The sequence below is a fragment of the Sellimonas catena genome (assembly GCF_027924685.1).
Classification (GTDB): Bacteria; Bacillota; Clostridia; order Lachnospirales; family Lachnospiraceae; genus Sellimonas; species Sellimonas catena.
In genome coordinates this window covers 76,989-93,310 of the sequence record NZ_BSBO01000013.1, presented here as the reverse complement: position 1 = coordinate 93,310, position 16,322 = coordinate 76,989, and the positions used below count along the sequence as shown (strand labels likewise).

General features: G+C 48.8%; 17 protein-coding genes. 10 read left to right on the top strand and 7 right to left on the bottom strand.

The genetic code is table 11. From position 1 onward, the window contains the following. The first annotated feature begins 214 nt into the window (after positions 1 to 214). The 9 genes from rpiB (at position 215) to Selli1_RS07720 (ending at position 8,174) form a co-directional block, all read left to right on the top strand. Positions 215 to 670 (top strand): ribose 5-phosphate isomerase B, encoded by a 456-nt coding sequence (gene rpiB / locus Selli1_RS07760; RefSeq protein WP_087252225.1) that lies wholly within the window; start codon positions 215 to 217, stop codon positions 668 to 670. A gap of 20 nt (positions 671 to 690) precedes the next feature. Beyond that, positions 691 to 1,113 carry a bacteriohemerythrin gene (locus Selli1_RS07755; protein WP_281844240.1) on the top strand — a complete coding sequence of 141 codons (423 nt, stop codon included), beginning with the start codon at positions 691 to 693 and terminating at the stop codon, positions 1,111 to 1,113. Positions 1,114 to 1,556: 443 nt separating this feature from the next. Continuing rightward, on the top strand, positions 1,557 to 3,011 hold the full coding sequence (locus Selli1_RS07750; protein ID WP_087166823.1) for an aminotransferase class I/II-fold pyridoxal phosphate-dependent enzyme: 1,455 nt from the start codon (positions 1,557 to 1,559) through the stop codon (positions 3,009 to 3,011). A gap of 3 nt (positions 3,012 to 3,014) precedes the next feature. Beyond that, positions 3,015 to 3,878, top strand: a complete 864-nt coding sequence (speE, locus tag Selli1_RS07745; RefSeq protein ID WP_087166935.1) for a polyamine aminopropyltransferase — start codon at positions 3,015 to 3,017, stop codon at positions 3,876 to 3,878. Then, complete coding sequence (gene speB / locus Selli1_RS07740; RefSeq protein WP_281844241.1) at positions 3,856 to 4,713, top strand: agmatinase; 858 nt, start codon at positions 3,856 to 3,858, stop codon at positions 4,711 to 4,713. Before speE ends, speB begins: the two co-directional genes overlap by 23 nt. 21 nt (positions 4,714 to 4,734) lie before the next feature. After that, on the top strand, positions 4,735 to 5,937 hold the full coding sequence (locus tag Selli1_RS07735; protein WP_087166825.1) for a saccharopine dehydrogenase family protein: 1,203 nt from the start codon (positions 4,735 to 4,737) through the stop codon (positions 5,935 to 5,937). A 9-nt stretch (positions 5,938 to 5,946) separates the two neighbouring features. Then, positions 5,947 to 7,068, top strand: coding sequence for a carboxynorspermidine decarboxylase (gene nspC / locus Selli1_RS07730; protein ID WP_087166826.1), 1,122 nt, complete (start codon positions 5,947 to 5,949; stop codon positions 7,066 to 7,068). A gap of 75 nt (positions 7,069 to 7,143) precedes the next feature. Next, positions 7,144 to 7,737, top strand: a complete 594-nt coding sequence (locus Selli1_RS07725) for a TetR/AcrR family transcriptional regulator (RefSeq protein ID WP_087166827.1) — start codon at positions 7,144 to 7,146, stop codon at positions 7,735 to 7,737. Between the two features lie 14 nt (positions 7,738 to 7,751). Next, entirely contained in the window at positions 7,752 to 8,174 is a 423-nt protein-coding gene (locus Selli1_RS07720) for a hypothetical protein (RefSeq protein WP_281844242.1), read from the top strand. Between the two features lie 89 nt (positions 8,175 to 8,263). Here Selli1_RS07720 and Selli1_RS07715 read toward each other — a convergent pair whose 3' ends face one another. The 7 genes from Selli1_RS07715 to Selli1_RS07685 form a co-directional block, all read right to left on the bottom strand. Beyond that, positions 8,264 to 9,595, bottom strand: coding sequence for a hemolysin family protein (locus Selli1_RS07715; protein ID WP_281844243.1), 1,332 nt, complete (start codon positions 9,593 to 9,595; stop codon positions 8,264 to 8,266). Between the two features lie 362 nt (positions 9,596 to 9,957). Further along, on the bottom strand, positions 9,958 to 11,613 hold the full coding sequence (locus tag Selli1_RS07710; RefSeq protein ID WP_281872662.1) for an amino acid ABC transporter ATP-binding/permease protein: 1,656 nt from the start codon (positions 11,611 to 11,613) through the stop codon (positions 9,958 to 9,960). Continuing rightward, a complete protein-coding gene (locus tag Selli1_RS07705) occupies positions 11,610 to 13,343 on the bottom strand; it encodes an ABC transporter ATP-binding protein/permease (RefSeq protein ID WP_281872660.1) in 1,734 nt (577 codons plus the stop codon). The genes Selli1_RS07710 and Selli1_RS07705 overlap by 4 nt, the downstream gene beginning before the upstream one ends. A gap of 1 nt (position 13,344) precedes the next feature. Beyond that, positions 13,345 to 13,698, bottom strand: a complete 354-nt coding sequence (locus Selli1_RS07700) for a nitrous oxide-stimulated promoter family protein (RefSeq protein WP_118636753.1) — start codon at positions 13,696 to 13,698, stop codon at positions 13,345 to 13,347. Next, positions 13,695 to 14,084, bottom strand: a complete 390-nt coding sequence (locus Selli1_RS07695; RefSeq protein WP_087166832.1) for a YbaN family protein — start codon at positions 14,082 to 14,084, stop codon at positions 13,695 to 13,697. The genes Selli1_RS07700 and Selli1_RS07695 overlap by 4 nt, the downstream gene beginning before the upstream one ends. 182 nt (positions 14,085 to 14,266) lie before the next feature. Continuing rightward, a complete protein-coding gene (locus tag Selli1_RS07690; protein WP_281872658.1) occupies positions 14,267 to 15,091 on the bottom strand; it encodes a hypothetical protein in 825 nt (274 codons plus the stop codon). A 99-nt stretch (positions 15,092 to 15,190) separates the two neighbouring features. Further along, complete coding sequence (locus Selli1_RS07685) at positions 15,191 to 15,532, bottom strand: hypothetical protein (RefSeq protein ID WP_281872656.1); 342 nt, start codon at positions 15,530 to 15,532, stop codon at positions 15,191 to 15,193. A 77-nt stretch (positions 15,533 to 15,609) separates the two neighbouring features. On the opposite strand from Selli1_RS07685, the gene Selli1_RS07680 reads away from it, so the two are divergent. Beyond that, entirely contained in the window at positions 15,610 to 16,284 is a 675-nt protein-coding gene (locus Selli1_RS07680; RefSeq protein WP_118636749.1) for a metallophosphoesterase family protein, read from the top strand. Positions 16,285 to 16,322 lie beyond the last annotated feature (38 nt).

The window sequence follows — 16,322 nt, the reverse complement described above, 5'->3', positions numbered from 1 at the left end:
AGAGCATTCTGTTAAAAAGAAACATAAAATGATCAGATAAAGTCCGAGCTGAATTGTCTGAAAATAAAAGAAATAAACTGATATCAAAAAAAGAAGAAAAAGTGCCAACGATTACTTGACACATACAGATAGGACGGTACAGTTGTCAAAAAAATACAAAACAAGTATAATAGAACCAGAGTGAGGAAAATCACCAGAACAGAAAGGAACGAGTATGAAAATAGGAATTGCAAATGACCACGCATCTGTAGAGATGAAACAGCAGGTTGTGGCATATTTAAAAGAAAAAGGATATGATGTAGTAAATTATGGCACGGACTCCACTGAGAGCTGTGATTATCCGGTCTATGGTGAGAAAATCGGACATGCGGTGGCATCCGGGGAAGTGGATTTTGGAATCGCGATCTGCGGTACCGGACTTGGAATTTCCCTTGCGGCAAACAAGGTCCACGGAATCCGGGCTGCCGTCTGCAGCGAACCGTACACCGCCAGACTGTCAAGACAGCATAACAACGCAAATATTCTTGCGTTTGGTTCCCGTGTAATTGGAATTGAACTTGCTAAGATGATTATCGACGAATTTCTTGGCGCTGAATTCGAAGGCGGCCGCCACCAGAGAAGAGTCGATATGATCATGGATGTAGAAAGAAGAGAGTCCAAACTGGATTAATCAAAAAGGAGGAAAAAAAGATGTATGCAGTATTTGATGAAACTCTTGTAACCGGAAATGAGATGATTGACGCTCAGCACAAGGAATTGATCGGAAAGATCGCAGACCTGGAAGAAGCCTGCGAGACACACAGAGACAAGGCGACAGCAGTGAAGCTTCTTAATTACCTTGCTGACTACACAGATTTCCACTTTGCAGCGGAAGAAAAGCTTCAGGAAGAGATCGCTTATCCGGGGCTGGAAGAGCACAGGGCAAAACACGAGGAATTCAAGCATGCGGTAGAAGATCTGCATGAAATGCTGGAAGAAGAGGAAGGCCCGACAGATGCGTTTGTCAAAGCGCTCAATGAGACCGTGACAGACTGGCTGTTCCGCCATATCAAGGGATTTGACCGCTCTGTGGCCGAATACAAAAACATGAGACAGAACAGTGAAAATTTATAAAAATAACTATTGTATATTCAGATTTAGCGTGTTAGAATAAACGCGTATGGAAAGCAGATATTCGTAAAGTTCTCCATGCAAATATTTTCTTAGCGGCCGGAGGCTGCATTATTGATTGAGTTAGAAGCTCAAATTTTATAAGTTGGTTACTTTATAACCGGTGTGCAACAGCATACACAACTTGTGAAACGGTCAATAAGAGTAGTAAAAGTAAAAATATTTGCTATATAGACTCTACGCCAATATCTGTCTGAATATGCGATAAAACTGTATATGTATCCACACAGTTTCTTTGACTGTGCGGAAAGAAGATAGAGAAGACACAAGTAAATGGTATGTATGCCGTCTGCCTGTGTCTTTTTGTTTTGCGGAAAACTTTCTCTCAGAAGGAGTTCCGACCTGGATCAGGGCAGGCATATCAATACGTAAGGGAGTAAGTGGAAATGGAGATGTTATCACAGAAGAGAGCGCCGATCTACGAGGCGCTGGAACGGTTCCGGAAAATGAGAATCGTGCCGTTTGATGTTCCGGGACACAAACACGGACGGGGGAACCCGGAACTGGTGGAGCTTTTGGGAAGCAAGTGTGTCGGTATTGACGTCAATTCGATGAAGCCGCTTGACAATCTCTGCCACCCGGTTTCTGTCATCAAGGAGGCGGAAGAGCTGGCAGCGGATGCATTTGGAGCGGCGCATGCCTTTCTGATGGTCGGCGGGACGACATCGGCAGTGCAGAGCATGGTGCTGTCCTGCTGTAAAAAGGGCGACAAGATTATTCTGCCGAGGAATGTCCACCGCAGCGTCATCAATGCGCTTGTGCTCTGCGGAGCAAAGCCGGTATATGTGAATCCGGATGTGGATCATCATCTGGGGATTTCTCTTGGAATGAAGGTATCCCAGGTGGAAAAGGTTATCCGGGAGAATCCGGACGCGGTGGCAGTGTTTGTGAATAATCCGACCTACTACGGTATCTGTTCGGATCTGCGCACGATCGTAAAGCTTGCCCATGAATACAATATGCTCGTACTTGCCGACGAGGCACATGGAACCCATTTTTATTTTGGAGACGGACTTCCGGTTTCTGCCATGGAAGCGGGAGCGGATATGGCGTCGGTCAGTATGCATAAATCCGGCGGAAGCCTGACGCAGAGTTCCTTCCTTCTGACAGGACCGAATGTCAATGCAGGATATGTGCGCCAGATCATCAATCTGACCCAGACGACAAGTGCGTCCTATCTGCTTCTTTCAAGCCTCGATATTTCCAGGAGGAATCTGGCGCTTCGCGGGAAAGAAGCATTCGCAAAGGTGGCGGAACTTGCCGAGTATGCGAGAAAAGAGATCAACCAGGTCGGAGGATACTATGCGTTTGCAGGAGAGATGAAAAACGGAAGCAGTGTGTTTGATTTCGATCCGACCAAACTTTCGGTACATACGCTGGACATCGGCCTTGCGGGGATCGAGGTGTACGATATTCTGCGGGATGAATATGATATTCAGATTGAATTCGGGGATCTTGGAAATATTCTGGCATACCTTTCCATCGGAGACAGGAAGCAGGAAGTGGAGCGGCTTGTCAGCGCCCTTGCGGACATTAAGAGACGGTATCAGAAAGACAAGACAGGAATGCTTTCACAGGAATATATTCCGCCGAAAGTTGTGATGACTCCGCAGGAATCCTTCTATGCAGAGAAAGAATCCCTCCCTCTGGAAGAGACGAGAGGACGGATCTGCAGCGAGTTTGTGATGTGCTACCCTCCAGGAATCCCGATTCTCGCACCGGGCGAGGAGATCACCGATGAGATTATTGACTATATTGTCTATGCCAAGGAAAAAGGATGTTCCATGACCGGGCCGGAGGATGAGAAGATCGAGCGGCTCAACGTACTGAAGGAGGAATAAAAAATGGAAATGTGGTTTTCAGATGAACATACGGACCATGCCAGACTGTCCCTTCGTGTGGAACGGCAGCTGTTCAGCGCCGAGAGCGAATTCCAGCGGATCGATGTGCTGGAATCGACGGAATTCGGCAAGGTTCTTGTGGTGGACGGAGATCTGATGCTGACGGAAAAGGACGAATTCATCTATCATGAGATGATTACCCATGTACCGATGGCAGTCCACCCGGATGTGAAAAAGGTGCTCGTTATCGGCGGAGGCGACGGAGGCGTTGTCCGGGAGCTGATTAAATACGAGACGATCGAGACCATCGATGTGGTGGAGATTGATCCGCTTCTTGTAGAGGTCTGCCGGAAATATATCCCGGAGATCGCCTGCAGCCTGACGGACCCGAGGGTGGCAATCTACCATGAGGACGGTCTGCGGTTTATCCGCTCCCGGACCGATGAATACGATCTGATTATCATCGATTCCCCGAATCCGTTCGGACCGGGCGAAGGATTGTTTACAAAGGAATTTTACGGAAACTGTTATAATGCCCTTCATGAAGACGGAATCATGATCAATCAGAACGAGAGTCCGTTCTATGCAGAAGAAGCGTACCAGTGCCAGCGGATGCACAAGCGGATTGTGGAAACCTTTCCGATCTGCCGGGTGTACCAGGCACACATTCCATCCTACCCGTCCGGACACTGGCTTTTCGGATTTGCGTCAAAACGGTATCATCCGCTGGATGACTTAAACGGCGTAGCATGGAAACTTCGGGGAATCAGTACGAGATATTATGCACCGAGGCTTCACGCGGGTGTGTTTGCCCTTCCGGTGTATGTGGAGGAACTGTTAAAAGATGTTGAAGAAAAACGTAATTAATTTTATCGGATGTGATGCAGAGTATGAGGATGCCAAGGTCGTCCTCTACGGTGCGCCGTTTGACTCTACCACATCCTACCGTCCTGGAACAAGATTTGCAGGACAGGCCATCCGGAATGAGTCTTACGGACTTGAGACATACAGTCCGTATCAGGACAAAGATCTTCTGGACTGCCATGTCTTTGACAGCGGTGATCTGGAACTTGCCATCGGGGATTCCGAAAAGGTGCTTGCTGCCATTGAGGAGCGTGCAGGTGAAATTTTAAAGGACGGAAAACTTCCGTTTCTGATCGGAGGAGAGCATCTTGTGACCCTTGGAAGCATCCGGGCCGTGGCAGGGCAGTACCCGGATCTTCATATCATCCATCTGGATGCCCACACGGATCTGAGAGAGGACTATCTGGGTGTGAAACTTTCCCACGCCTGCGTCATCCGGCGCTGCTGGGAGATTTTGGGAGACGGAAGGATCCATCAGTTCGGAATCCGCTCCGGGGAAAAGGAAGAGTTTTCCTGGGCGGCAGAGGGACATACAAACCTGCATCCCTTTGATCTGGAAGGGCTGGAAGAAACGATCGAAAACCTGAAAGGGAAGCCGGTTTATTTTACGGTGGACCTGGATGTCCTGGATCCGTCGGTATTTCCGGGGACAGGAACGCCGGAACCGGGCGGAGTCGATTATATGACGCTGCAGAGGGCAGTGACCGCTGTCTGCAGCAATGTGAACCTTGTAGGGTGTGACGTCAATGAGCTGTGCCCGCCGTATGATGCAAGCGGGGTGTCCACAGCCGTGGCATGTAAAATTATCAGAGAAATGCTGCTGGCAATCGGCAGGTAAAAGTAGAAGGAGGAACTTATCATGGGAAAAGTACTTGTAATCGGATGCGGCGGTGTCGCAGGAGTAGCAATTCAGAAATGTGCGCAGAATGACGCGGTGTTTGACGAGATCTGCATTGCAAGCCGTACAGTATCCAAGTGTGACGCGCTGAAAGAAAAACTGGAAGGAAAGACAAAAGCAAAAATCACAACCGCGCAGGTGGACGCGGACAACGTGCCGGAACTTGTGGAGCTGATCAAGAAGGTACAGCCGGACGTCGTGCTGAACCTGGCGCTTCCGTATCAGGATCTGACAATCATGGATGCCTGCCTGGAAACCGGCGTACACTATGTGGACACAGCAAACTATGAGCCGGAAGATACGGCAAAGTTTGAATATAAATGGCAGTGGGCGTACCGCGAGAAATACGAAAAAGCAGGAATCACGGCCCTGCTTGGAAGTGGATTCGATCCGGGCGTGACAAGTGTATTTTCCGCTTATGCGCTGAAACACTATTTTGACGAAATCAACTACATTGATATTCTGGACTGCAACGGCGGAGATCATGGATACCCGTTCGCAACCAACTTTAACCCGGAGATCAATATCCGGGAAGTGTCCGCAAAAGGCTCCTACTGGGAGGATGGACACTGGGTAGAAACCGAGCCGATGGAAATCAAAAGAGAGTATGATTTCCCGGAAGTAGGAAAGAAGGATATGTACCTTCTGCACCATGAAGAGATCGAGTCTCTGGCACTCAACATCCCGGGTATCAAGAGAATCCGTTTCTTCATGACATTCGGACAGAGCTACCTGACTCACCTGAAATGTCTGGAAAATGTAGGAATGACATCCATCGAGCCGATCATGTACGAAGGAAAAGAGATCGTACCGCTTCAGTTCTTAAAGGCTGTCCTTCCGGACCCATCCACTCTGGGACCGAGAACAAAAGGAAAGACCAATATCGGATGCATCTTTATCGGCAAGAAGGATGGAAAAGAGAAGAAACTTTACATTTACAATACGTGCGATCATCAGGAATGCTACAAGGAAGTAGGTTCCCAGGCGGTTGCCTACACGACAGGTGTTCCGGCCATGATCGGTGCGATGCTTGTGATGAACGGTACCTGGCAGAAACCGGGCGTCTTCAATATGGAAGAGTTTGATCCGGATCCGTTCATGGATGCACTGAACAAATGGGGACTGCCGTGGAAGATCTGTGAGAACCCGGAACTGGTAGATTAGGGCGCGGCCATGAGAAAAGAAGAACTTCGCACGCCGTGCTATATTGTACAGAAAGAAAAGCTGGAAGCGAATCTGCGGGTATTAAAGCAGCTTCGCGAGGAGACCGGGTGCCGGATCCTGCTGGCCCAGAAGGCATTTTCCATGTATTCACTGTACCCGCTCATCGGGGAATATCTGGACGGGACGACGGCCAGCGGGCTTTATGAGGCCAGACTGGGGGCGGAGGAGATGGGGAAGGAAAACCACATCTTCTCCCCTGCTTACCGGGAGGAAGAGTTTGACGAGATTCTTTCCCTCTGCGGACATATTGTTCTGAATTCCCCGGCCCAGATCCGAAAATATAAAGACCGGGTGAAAAAAGCAGGGAAAAGCCCGGGAATCCGGGTAAATCCGCAGTGCTCCACCCAGGAGGGACATGCCATTTACGATCCATGTGCACCGGGATCACGCCTTGGAACAGTGAAGGAACAGTTGACGGAAGAACTGATGGACGGTATTGAAGGCATCCATTTCCATACGCTCTGCGAGCAGAATTCCGATGATCTGGAAGTGACGCTGCGGGCGGTGGAGGAGCAGTTCGGGGCGTGGCTTCCAAAGATGAAGTGGATCAATTTTGGCGGCGGCCACCATATTACAAGAAGCGATTATGACATTAAACGGTTAAAGCGGTGCATCTGCCATATGCAGGAAACATACGGACTGGAAGTCTATCTGGAACCGGGGGAGGCCGTCGCGCTGAATGCGGGGACGCTTCTGACGGAGGTGCTGGAGACAATGGAAAACGGCATCCGGATCGCCATTCTGGACACTTCCGCAGCATGCCATATGCCGGATGTACTGGAAATGCCGTACCGTCCGCCGCTGAAAGATGCAGGCCTTCCGGATGAGAAGCCTTACACATTCCGTCTTGCCGGCCCGACCTGTCTTGCGGGAGATGTGATCGGTGATTATTCTTTTGACCATCCGATCGCACCAGGGGAATGGCTGGAATTTCAGGATATGGCAATCTATACGATGGTAAAAAACAATACCTTTAACGGGATGAAACTTCCGGATATCGTATTGGAAGATCAGGGAGACTATCAGATCATCCGAAGCTTTGGATACGACGAATTTAAACGTAGACTCTAAAAAATAATAGACATAGTGTTGCATTTCAAGTCTTTTTATATTATAGTGAAAGAAGAAAAAGAGGAGGATGCCGGCATGACAGGACAGAAAGTGGATAAAAGAGTTGCGAGAACCAAGACAAGATTAAAAGAAGGTCTGGCAGATCTGATGACGGAAAAAAGTATTCAGGAGATTACGGTAAAAGAGCTTGTGGCCCATGTCCACATCAACCGTTCTACTTTTTATCTGCACTACTCTGATATTTCCAACATGCTTGAAAATGTGAAGCAGGAGCTGATAGAGGAGATTGCCGAAGTGATGGAAACTTATCCGCCGGAACCATTTTCCGAGCAGAGTGTTCTGTTTATGAAGGACATCTTCTTTTCTCTCGGGAGAAACCGCAAACTGTATCGATCTCTTATGGGAGAAAACGGGGATCCGGCCTTTGTTCAGGAGGTAGAGGATCTTGTCGGAGAGAAGTGCCTGACCGGACTGAAGCGCCAGTTCCCGAATGAGATGAATGTATTGAAATATTCCTACCGGTTTTGTCTGTCAGGCTGTGTCGGGCTCATCCGCTACTGGCTCCAGAAAGATCCGGAGGAATCGGAAACGCCGGAAGAGATGGCAGATATTGCATTCCGCTTTATTATGAGCGTGATCCGCGATACGCACCCAAGAGTCCGGAGATAACAGGGGGGACGAAGATGCAGATTGAGACGTTGAAACAGGTGGGAGCCATTTATCTGGAACAGATCCAGGAAGGATTTGATCAGTGCGACTGGGTAGAATTCACACTGGATGCCGGGGAAGCTGTGGATAAACTGTCCGCAGAATGGGAGGCATGTGGAAAAGAGAATGCCTGGGCGGATTTTTATTACTTCACTCTTCCCGATGAGGCGAAGGAAAAGATCAGGGAAAGCCTGACGGAAGAGGAAAACAGGTACCTAAAAGAGCTGGAAGCGGAGGAAGACGGCATCATTTTTCCGCTGGAGGAACGGCTTCTGAGGCTGCTTGCGAAGCTGAATGAGACCGAGATGCTCTTTTCCACCTTTTACTTTACTAATCCGGCAAGCACCTGGTGGGGAAATTACCGGAAAAACTATGTGGTGTTCCGGGAAAAGAAATGAAAAAGCAGCGATGAGAGTGAATAGAAAAAACAGATAAGGAAAGGACATGGAGCATTTTCCGGCTCCATGTCCTTTCTGTCTGTGGCTCTTTATTCTTCTTCCGGTTCTTTTTCGACCTTTGATACAAGTGCGGACTGGATTCTTCTTCTGGAGATCGCATCTACGTGGATGTGAATATCCCCGACATCCAGATCGACAGTTGTACCATCTTTCGGGATCGTCTTCAGATTGCTGAACACCATTCCGCCAAGTGTGGTATAGTCGGAAGATTCCGGGAGATCGATGTCCAGTTCTTTTGCGATGTCATCGACATCTGCGGTTCCGGTGACTCTCCAGAGATTTTCTTTGAGCTGTTCGATCTCCGCCGGTTCGTTTTCATCAAATTCATCGTAGATATTTCCAAAGATTTCTTCCACCAGGTCTTCCAGCGTTACAATACCGGAAGTATCGCCGTACTCGTCAACCACGATTGCAATGTGCAGTTTCTGCTTCTGCATATCACGGAAGAGCGTGGATGCATGAACCGTTTCCGGGATAAAGTATGCCGGACGCAGAAGTTTACGGATGTCCGTTTTCTCACCGTTGGCGCGGGAAAGCAGGAATGTACGCGCATTAAGTACACCGATAATGTCGTGGAGATCATTCTGGTATACAGGGTAACGGGAAGTACCGGATTCCGTAATAAGCTGCGTGATTTCTTCATCGGTAGCATCCGCTGAGATGGCGATGATCTCAGATTCATGTGTCATACAGTTCCGGACAATGGTGTCATTAAATTCCAGCACATTCTGGATCCATTCTTTCTCATCGCTGTCAATTGATCCGTTCTCTTCTCCGAGCTCTACCATGAGACGAATCTCATCCTCCGTTACGGTCTCTTCTTCCGCTTCCGTCTTCATACCAAACATCTTCAGTACAAGATTGGTAGAAAGAGAAAGAAAGGCAACTGCCGGCTTCATAATCAGAGCAACAAAAGAAACTACACGATAGACAAATTTTGCTACAGCAAAGGATTTCTGCATGGCAATCCGTTTTGGAACCAGTTCACCGAAAATCAGTGTGAAATAGGAAAGAATAATGGTGATCACGATAACGGAGAGTGTATCCAGTACTGAGACCGGGAGAGAATGAAATCCCAGGTCTTTGTATACCCAGTCTACCAGATAGCCGGAAAAGTTGTCCGCGGCAAACGCACTGCCGAGGAATCCTGCCAATGTAATTCCGATCTGGATGGTTGAGAGAAATCCGGAAGGCTCTTCCACCAGTTTCAGAAGACGGGCACAGGTTTTATCGCCGTCCTCCGCCGATTTCCGAAGTTTGGAGGCATTCAGTGAGATCACTGCGATCTCCGCCGCCGCAAAAAATGCATTTAAAAAGATAAGAATGACCTGCAGCAAAAGCTGGGGTAATATAGAATTCATAAATCAGTTCTCCTTTATTCATCATATTATTTGTAAAAATGTAAAAGCTTCAAATGCCGGTAAAATACAGGCGCTGTCATAGCCGAAGCCGGATAAAAAAACACAAAAAGGCATAGCCTGTTGTTTCATGAAACGACAGACTATACCTCATATCCGGATTTATGTTCATTTTTACAAAATTATGATGCTCAGAATCACCGTCGCTTGAGTCGTCCATAAAAATGTAATACATCCTTTCTGAAAATAATCATCTGTTACTGACAGATGTCGAGATGATTATATAGGATGGCGGTGAAAATGTCAATAGCGCAGTCTGAGAGTTCTCATACGACGCGTATCCGGAACCGGTTCAGGTTCAGGCATCAGGAAACCCGACCGGACATTTCATAGACCTTTTCGGCAGCCGCCATGGTGGACTCGCGGTGGGAGACGATGACGATTGTTTTGTCCCGGCCCAGATCTTTGAGAGATCTCAGAATGATGCTTTCGTTGAGGGAATCCAGGTTGCTGGTCGGCTCGTCCAGAAGGATGAGCGGAGCATCGTGGAGAAAGGCTCTTGCCACCCCGATCCTCTGCTTTTCTCCGCCGGAGAGAGTATCTCCGAGTTCTCCGACCATGGTGTCATATCCATTCGGAAGGCTCATGATAAACTCATGGAGAGATGCCTTTTTCGCGGCTTCCTCGATTTCAGCCCGGGACGCGCCCGGCTTTGCGACCGCGATATTGTTGGCAATGGAATCGTGGAAGAGGCTTGTCTCCTGAGTGACATAACTTTCCATATCCCGGAGGTCTTTCGTGTTGATCGAAGCAATCTCCCGTCTGTCGATCTGGATGGAACCGCTGTCCGTATCATAAAAGCGCATCAGAAGTTTGAGAAGCGTGGATTTTCCGGAACCGCTCTTTCCATGCAGACCGATCCGGCTTCCCTTTGGAATGGAAATGGAATAATCGGAAAGGATCTGTTCCTCCTCGTATGCAAAGGAAAGATTCTGACATTCGACAGACCCGAATTCAGACGGTTCTTTTCCGGTGACTTCTTCAATTTCCGGTTCTTCTTCCAGAAGAGACAGAACACGTTCGCCGCTTGCAAGTGTCTGCATCAGATTATTGGAAAGTCCGGACAGCGCCACGACCGGGCCAAAGGAGCCCATCATCAGAATCGTACACAGAAAAGCGCCTTCCATATCCATCCGGCCTTCCATGCACATCCATGCGCATAAGAAGAGCATCCCGAAAGAGAAGAACAGGATCAGAAGACTTGTCAGTCCTCTCTGGTTTCCTTCCAGTTCTTTCATCACAGTCTGTTTCCGGTTGAGTTCCCTGCTCCGCGCTTCCAGTTCTTCCATCCGTTCTTTGCCGCAGCTGTACTGGATTGTTTCATCCAGTCCCCGAAGGCTGTCCAGAACAAAACTGTTCAGCTCACCGAATTCATTCCGGAATGCCATTCCGGATCCGGCACCTTTCCGTGAATTCCACACCGGAATGAGAACGCCGACTGCCACATAGCCGCACAGCGCAAAGATTCCTGCCGGGATGCTGTAGCGGAAGAAAAAAACTTCCATGATCAGGCAGGTCAGCACGGCAATGGCAATCGGTGAAATGGTGTGGGCATAAAACACTTCCAGAAGTTCAATGTCCGTCGTCAGGATGGAAATCAGATTTCCTTTATCCTTCCCGTCCAGCTTTGCCGGACAGAGACGGCGGAGGGCGGCAAAGACCTTATGACGGATCAGCGCCAGCAGCTTGAACGCGATATAGTGGTTGCATGCCTGTTCACCGTAGTGGAGAATGCCTCTGAGAATGGCAGCAGCCCCAAGACAGAGAAACAGAAATCTCAGTGAAAATCCGCCCGTCAGGCCGGAAAGCTTCAGAATTCCAGCGCCGGCCATGACCGTAAGGAAAATAGCGCACAGATAGCCTGCCACTCCCAGGAGGATGGCCGCAAGCATGACATGGAGCAGAGGACGTACGAGTCCGATCAGCTGTCCCATGATTTTGATTCCGCTTCGTCGTTTCATGATTCAATCCCCCTTATCCTGCATAAATCCTGCTGCTTTTTGAACATGGCCGCATAGCTGCCGTTTTGCAGCATCAGTTCCTCGTGTGTACCGCTCTCGGAGATTTCCCCTTTTTCCATCATGTAGATGCAGTCGGATGCCGTCACATTGGCCAGACGGTGGGAAATAAAGAGAATGGTCTTTGTCTTTGCGAGTTCCCGGACCACTTCCATGATCTGGTCTTCGCTTTCTACATCAATATTCGACGCCGCTTCGTCGAGAATGTACATTGGCGTATCATGGAGAAGGGCTCTTGCAATGGCAAGACGCTGTCTCTGACCGCCGGAGAAATTGCTTCCCTGCTCCTCAAGCACCGTATCCAGTCCGTTCTGGTTTTCCAGAAATTCCAGAAGACGCACTTTCTGAAGCGCATCTTTCATCTCGGAATCGGACGCATCAGGATTTCCCATCCGGAGATTGTCCCGGACCGTTCCTTTAAAGAGATAACTGTTGTGGCGGATCAAGGTGACGGCATGCATCAGATTCTCCTCACGGATTTCGGATACCGGAATTCCGTTGATCCGGATCCGGCCGCGGAAGTTCCGGATCTTCCCGGTCAGAAGAGCGGCGGCAGTACTTTTTCCACAGCCGGAAACACCGACAAGGGAGATAAAGCTGCCTGCCGGAATGGTCAGGGAAATATCCTTTAATACCGGTTTCTCTTTTTCATAGGAAAATTCTACGTGGTCAAAGGATGCCTGTACCGGACCGGCCTCCAGATGTTTTATTCCGCCCTGTCCTTCTTCCAGATCCAGAATCCGGAAAATCTTGTCACTTGCCGACATTCCGTTCATGGCAATGTGGAAGAAAGAACCAAGGAGTCGGAGAGGAATGAAAAATTCCGATGCCAGAAGGATAATGGTAAATGCTCCGGCAAAGCTGACGTGTCCGTCCGCGTATTCCAGTACGGTGACGATCATTCCGATGGCCGCGCCGCCGTAGGCGACAAGATCCATCACACTGACAGAATTCAGCTGCATGGTCAGTACCTTCATGGTAATCTTGCGGAAGCGTTCGGCCTCCTCGTCCATCTCACGGGCTTTCATCCCGTCTGCCTGATAGATTTTCAGAGTTGTCAGTCCCTGCAGATTTTCCAGAAAACTGTCACCGAGCTCCGTGTAGATTCCCCAGTATTTATTCAGCAGTTTTTTGGCAAATTTCTGCACCGCCACAATGGATACCGGAATCAGCGGCACACAGATCAGAAGAATGAGGCTTGCCTTTAGGCTGACAGGAGCCAGCACAAGAAACAGTGTGACCGGAGCCAGAAGGCTGTAAAACAACTGTGGAAGATATTTTCCATAGTAGATCTCCAACTGTTCCACCCCTTCGGTGGTTACCTGTACGACCTCGGAAGTCGGCACCTTTTCTTTATACGATGCGCCGATCCGCAGAAGTTTTTCATAAATCTGACGGCGCAGTACAAGTTTGACGTCGGAACTTGCCTTTCCTGAAGCGATGGCGGCCATTTTTTCGCAGCCAAAGCGGACAAGAAGCGAAAGAACCGCAATGACGGCGGTCCGGATCCAGATTCCCTGATTCAGTGCGCCGGTCATCAGACTTTGCAGAAACGTGCCTGCCGCAAAGATGGCCGCAATCTGAAACAAAAGAGCGATCCACTGCCAGAGAATATTCTGGATAATATATTTTTCAGATCCCTTCAAAAGCTTCATGAGCCTTGTCTTGATCATATCATTGTTCTCCTTTTAGTTTTTTCTTTTCTTTCATCGAGCAGATCATGTGATCCACTGCCATAACGGGATGGTGCAGCAGCATCCTTGGACCGGAAAACCGCATGACTTCCCGGATCCGTTCCCGCATTTCCGGGCGGTAGCAATGCACGCGGCAGTTGCTGCAAAAGGTTTTTGATTCCATGAACGGACAATGGTCCGAGCGAAGGTGCGAGTAGGAACGAAGCTCCAGACATTCCGGGCAGAGCTGTTCCTTTGCTGTATGATGCTTTTTACGGCAGTAGAGAGCGATCATCAGATCGACGACCTGCTTTTCACGCTCTCTTTTGTCTGCCGTGCTGAGATTCTTCCTCATGACTGCTCACCCTGCGGGATAGTACGGATTTTTGTAAAAAAGTAGGTGTATTTAAAGAGGATCAGGAAAACGATGAAAAGCCTGCCCGGCAGATTTGACATCATATACATGGCGATCAGAAGCATGGCAGAAGCCGGAAGCAGAATACAGAGCTTCGTCTTCAACGTCATGGCCCGTTCCTTTACAAAACTGTCCAGATGATTCTGGTACAGACGTGTTCCCATAAACCAGCGGTGGAACCGTTCGGAGCCTTTTGCAAAACAAAAAGAGGCTACCAGAAGAAACGGTGTGGTCGGCAGTACCGGAAGTACGACGCCCACAGCGCCGAGAGCGAGTGACAAAAAGGCTGCGATCAGCCACAAAAAGCGAAAAGGATTTCGTTTCATAAATACCTCCTGATTTACTTGGTGGATAGTCTCGACTAACTTGCGAACCTATCCTAGCATAGGAGGCAAGAGGATTTCAAGCAAAAAAAATGTTCCGGGGACGGAACATTTTGGAAAAGGACCCGGAAAACAGTCTGTTTTCTGCGGGTCCTGATTGTTCCGCCCCTGGAACAAAGGGCTGTTTATTTAAAAATCATGATCATTCGAGCGCGGCTCTTTGGCATATGCATTGGTCCGACAGAGCAGGTAAACTCCATCTCCACACTGGCCTGCAGGATCCGCTCCTCCTCCCGGTAAAAGAAATCCAGAGGCTGGATCGGAAAGACAAATGCATCCTCCCGGCGTCCGCATGGCCGGGAAACGCCGTGGATGAGACAGGAGAGGCTGTCCACCTGCCCACGCATCCGCATACCGCGGACACGGGAATCCTGTTCCACCTCCCGGATTTTCAAAAAGACCTCGCCTTTTCCTTCCTGAATCCGGAGCAGCCCGGGATGGAAAAAACCCTGATCCGCCATGGAAAGCTGTGCTTCTTCTTTCCAAACCTTGTAGATGGAGAAGGCAAATTCGTACTCTCCGTCCGGAAGCTGGAAACAGAGCCGGTCTCCCGGAATTTCAGTAACAGATTTCAGGGAAGCAAAGAAAATGGAAAGACGGTGCCGGGAATACAGTTTTTTTCGGGTGTCCGTCGAAAGCGCACAGACAGTCCGTCTGGCTTCCGCTTCTAACAGGTCACCCTGCAGAAAAATCTCCGACTGTAACCATTCTTTCATCTGGTCAACTTCCTGCCGGAGAGCACGGGCTGTCTTTTCGCCGTCAGGGGATAACATTGTTTTCCCAGGTTCCGCCACGTAGCCCATCTCAAAAAAGGCACCCAATGTCCGGCTGAACGTGGATTTGGCAACACCGCAGGCTTTTGCAGCCGCAGTTACGGACAGGGGATGAGTTTTCCTGTCATATAAAAACAGCAGATATTTGATTTTCTCTTCTGTAAGATTTTTGGCCATGCCGTCTCACCTCATTTGGTTAGCAATATCTAACCAAAACAGTAGCATTGAAACAACCGGATGTCAATTCTTTTTTGCCCGAAAGCAACATACTGTGGACTATGACATCATTACAAGCCGGGCCACAGCAATCGGATCATCCTCAGAGAAGCCCTGAGCACAGTATAAAATCGTGTGGACATAGTCTGCCTCCAAAGACAGTGCAAGTGCGATCTCTTCTACAGATTTTCCTTCTCTATAGACAGAAAGAACCTGTTGAACATCAGAAATGGTTCTGGCAAGCGCCGGATCCTGAGTCTCATCTGAACTAGCGGATGGAATTTCGTCTTCAGGGAGCATGAAATCTTCCAGTTTCAGCTCTTTATTCTCCTCGTTTTCCTTGTAATATTCTTCGGACAGCTCCCAGTCCGTCATATCAAATGAAGTTTCTTTGTCAGCCATGGAAAAACCTCCTTTAAAAATAGGTGACTTTATTGTAATATGAACAACAGAAGAGTGCAAGGAAAAGAGGCGATACGATGAGGTATTACATTGCGGACTGCCACTTTTTCCATCGGGGACTGAATGAAAAGATGGACAAGAGAGGTTTTGCGGATGTGGAAGAGATGAATGAATATATGATCCGGAAATGGAACAAGAAAGTACGTCCGAAGGACGAGGTTGTCATTCTGGGAGATTTCTCCATGGAAAAAGGAGAACGGACTAATGAGATTCTGCGGAGACTTCACGGAAGGCTGTATCTGATCGAAGGAAATCACGATTATTATCTGAAGGATTCCGACTTTGAACGAGAACGTTTCGTATGGATCCGGCCTTACGCGGAGATGAAAGACAACAAACGGAAAGTCATTCTCTGCCATTATCCGGTCTTCTGCTATCACGGACAGTACAGGAAAGACCAGGAAGGAAACGCGCGTACCTACATGATGTACGGCCATGTCCATGACAGCTTTGATGAAGTACTGGTATCCCGATTTGTCCGGGAAACCGGGGAGACAAAAAGGGTCAATATGTACACAAAAGAGGAGGAGACGATTCCGTGCAACATGCTGAACTGCTTCTGCATGTATTCCGACTACGAACCTCTCTCTCTGGACGAATGGATAGAACATAACAGAAACAGGAGGGCAAAACAGGGAGGCAGCGAGGAAACCGCACAAGGGGATGGCGCGCCGGAAAAAAGAATGGTATAGTAAATGAGGAAGACAACGAAAATCAAGCGATCAGAAAG

Bases quoted from the DNA above. Each gene is read 5' to 3' on its own strand.
- Selli1_RS07705 (WP_281872660.1), bottom strand. From the start codon at position 13,343: ATGATCAAGACAAGGCTCATGAAGCTTTTGAAGGGATCTGAAAAATAT.
- Selli1_RS07755 (WP_281844240.1), top strand. From the start codon at position 691: ATGTATGCAGTATTTGATGAAACTCTTGTAACCGGAAATGAGATGATT.
- Selli1_RS07685 (WP_281872656.1), bottom strand. From the start codon at position 15,532: ATGGCTGACAAAGAAACTTCATTTGATATGACGGACTGGGAGCTGTCC.
- speE (WP_087166935.1), top strand. From the start codon at position 3,015: ATGGAAATGTGGTTTTCAGATGAACATACGGACCATGCCAGACTGTCC.
- Selli1_RS07710 (WP_281872662.1), bottom strand. From the start codon at position 11,613: ATGAAACGACGAAGCGGAATCAAAATCATGGGACAGCTGATCGGACTC.
- Selli1_RS07690 (WP_281872658.1), bottom strand. From the start codon at position 15,091: ATGGCCAAAAATCTTACAGAAGAGAAAATCAAATATCTGCTGTTTTTA.
- Selli1_RS07700 (WP_118636753.1), bottom strand. From the start codon at position 13,698: ATGAGGAAGAATCTCAGCACGGCAGACAAAAGAGAGCGTGAAAAGCAG.
- speB (WP_281844241.1), top strand. From the start codon at position 3,856: ATGTTGAAGAAAAACGTAATTAATTTTATCGGATGTGATGCAGAGTAT.
- Selli1_RS07715 (WP_281844243.1), bottom strand. From the start codon at position 9,595: ATGAATTCTATATTACCCCAGCTTTTGCTGCAGGTCATTCTTATCTTT.
- nspC (WP_087166826.1), top strand. From the start codon at position 5,947: ATGAGAAAAGAAGAACTTCGCACGCCGTGCTATATTGTACAGAAAGAA.
- Selli1_RS07695 (WP_087166832.1), bottom strand. From the start codon at position 14,084: ATGAAACGAAATCCTTTTCGCTTTTTGTGGCTGATCGCAGCCTTTTTG.
- Selli1_RS07735 (WP_087166825.1), top strand. From the start codon at position 4,735: ATGGGAAAAGTACTTGTAATCGGATGCGGCGGTGTCGCAGGAGTAGCA.
- Selli1_RS07750 (WP_087166823.1), top strand. From the start codon at position 1,557: ATGGAGATGTTATCACAGAAGAGAGCGCCGATCTACGAGGCGCTGGAA.
- Selli1_RS07725 (WP_087166827.1), top strand. From the start codon at position 7,144: ATGACAGGACAGAAAGTGGATAAAAGAGTTGCGAGAACCAAGACAAGA.
- Selli1_RS07680 (WP_118636749.1), top strand. From the start codon at position 15,610: ATGAGGTATTACATTGCGGACTGCCACTTTTTCCATCGGGGACTGAAT.
- rpiB (WP_087252225.1), top strand. From the start codon at position 215: ATGAAAATAGGAATTGCAAATGACCACGCATCTGTAGAGATGAAACAG.
- Selli1_RS07720 (WP_281844242.1), top strand. From the start codon at position 7,752: ATGCAGATTGAGACGTTGAAACAGGTGGGAGCCATTTATCTGGAACAG.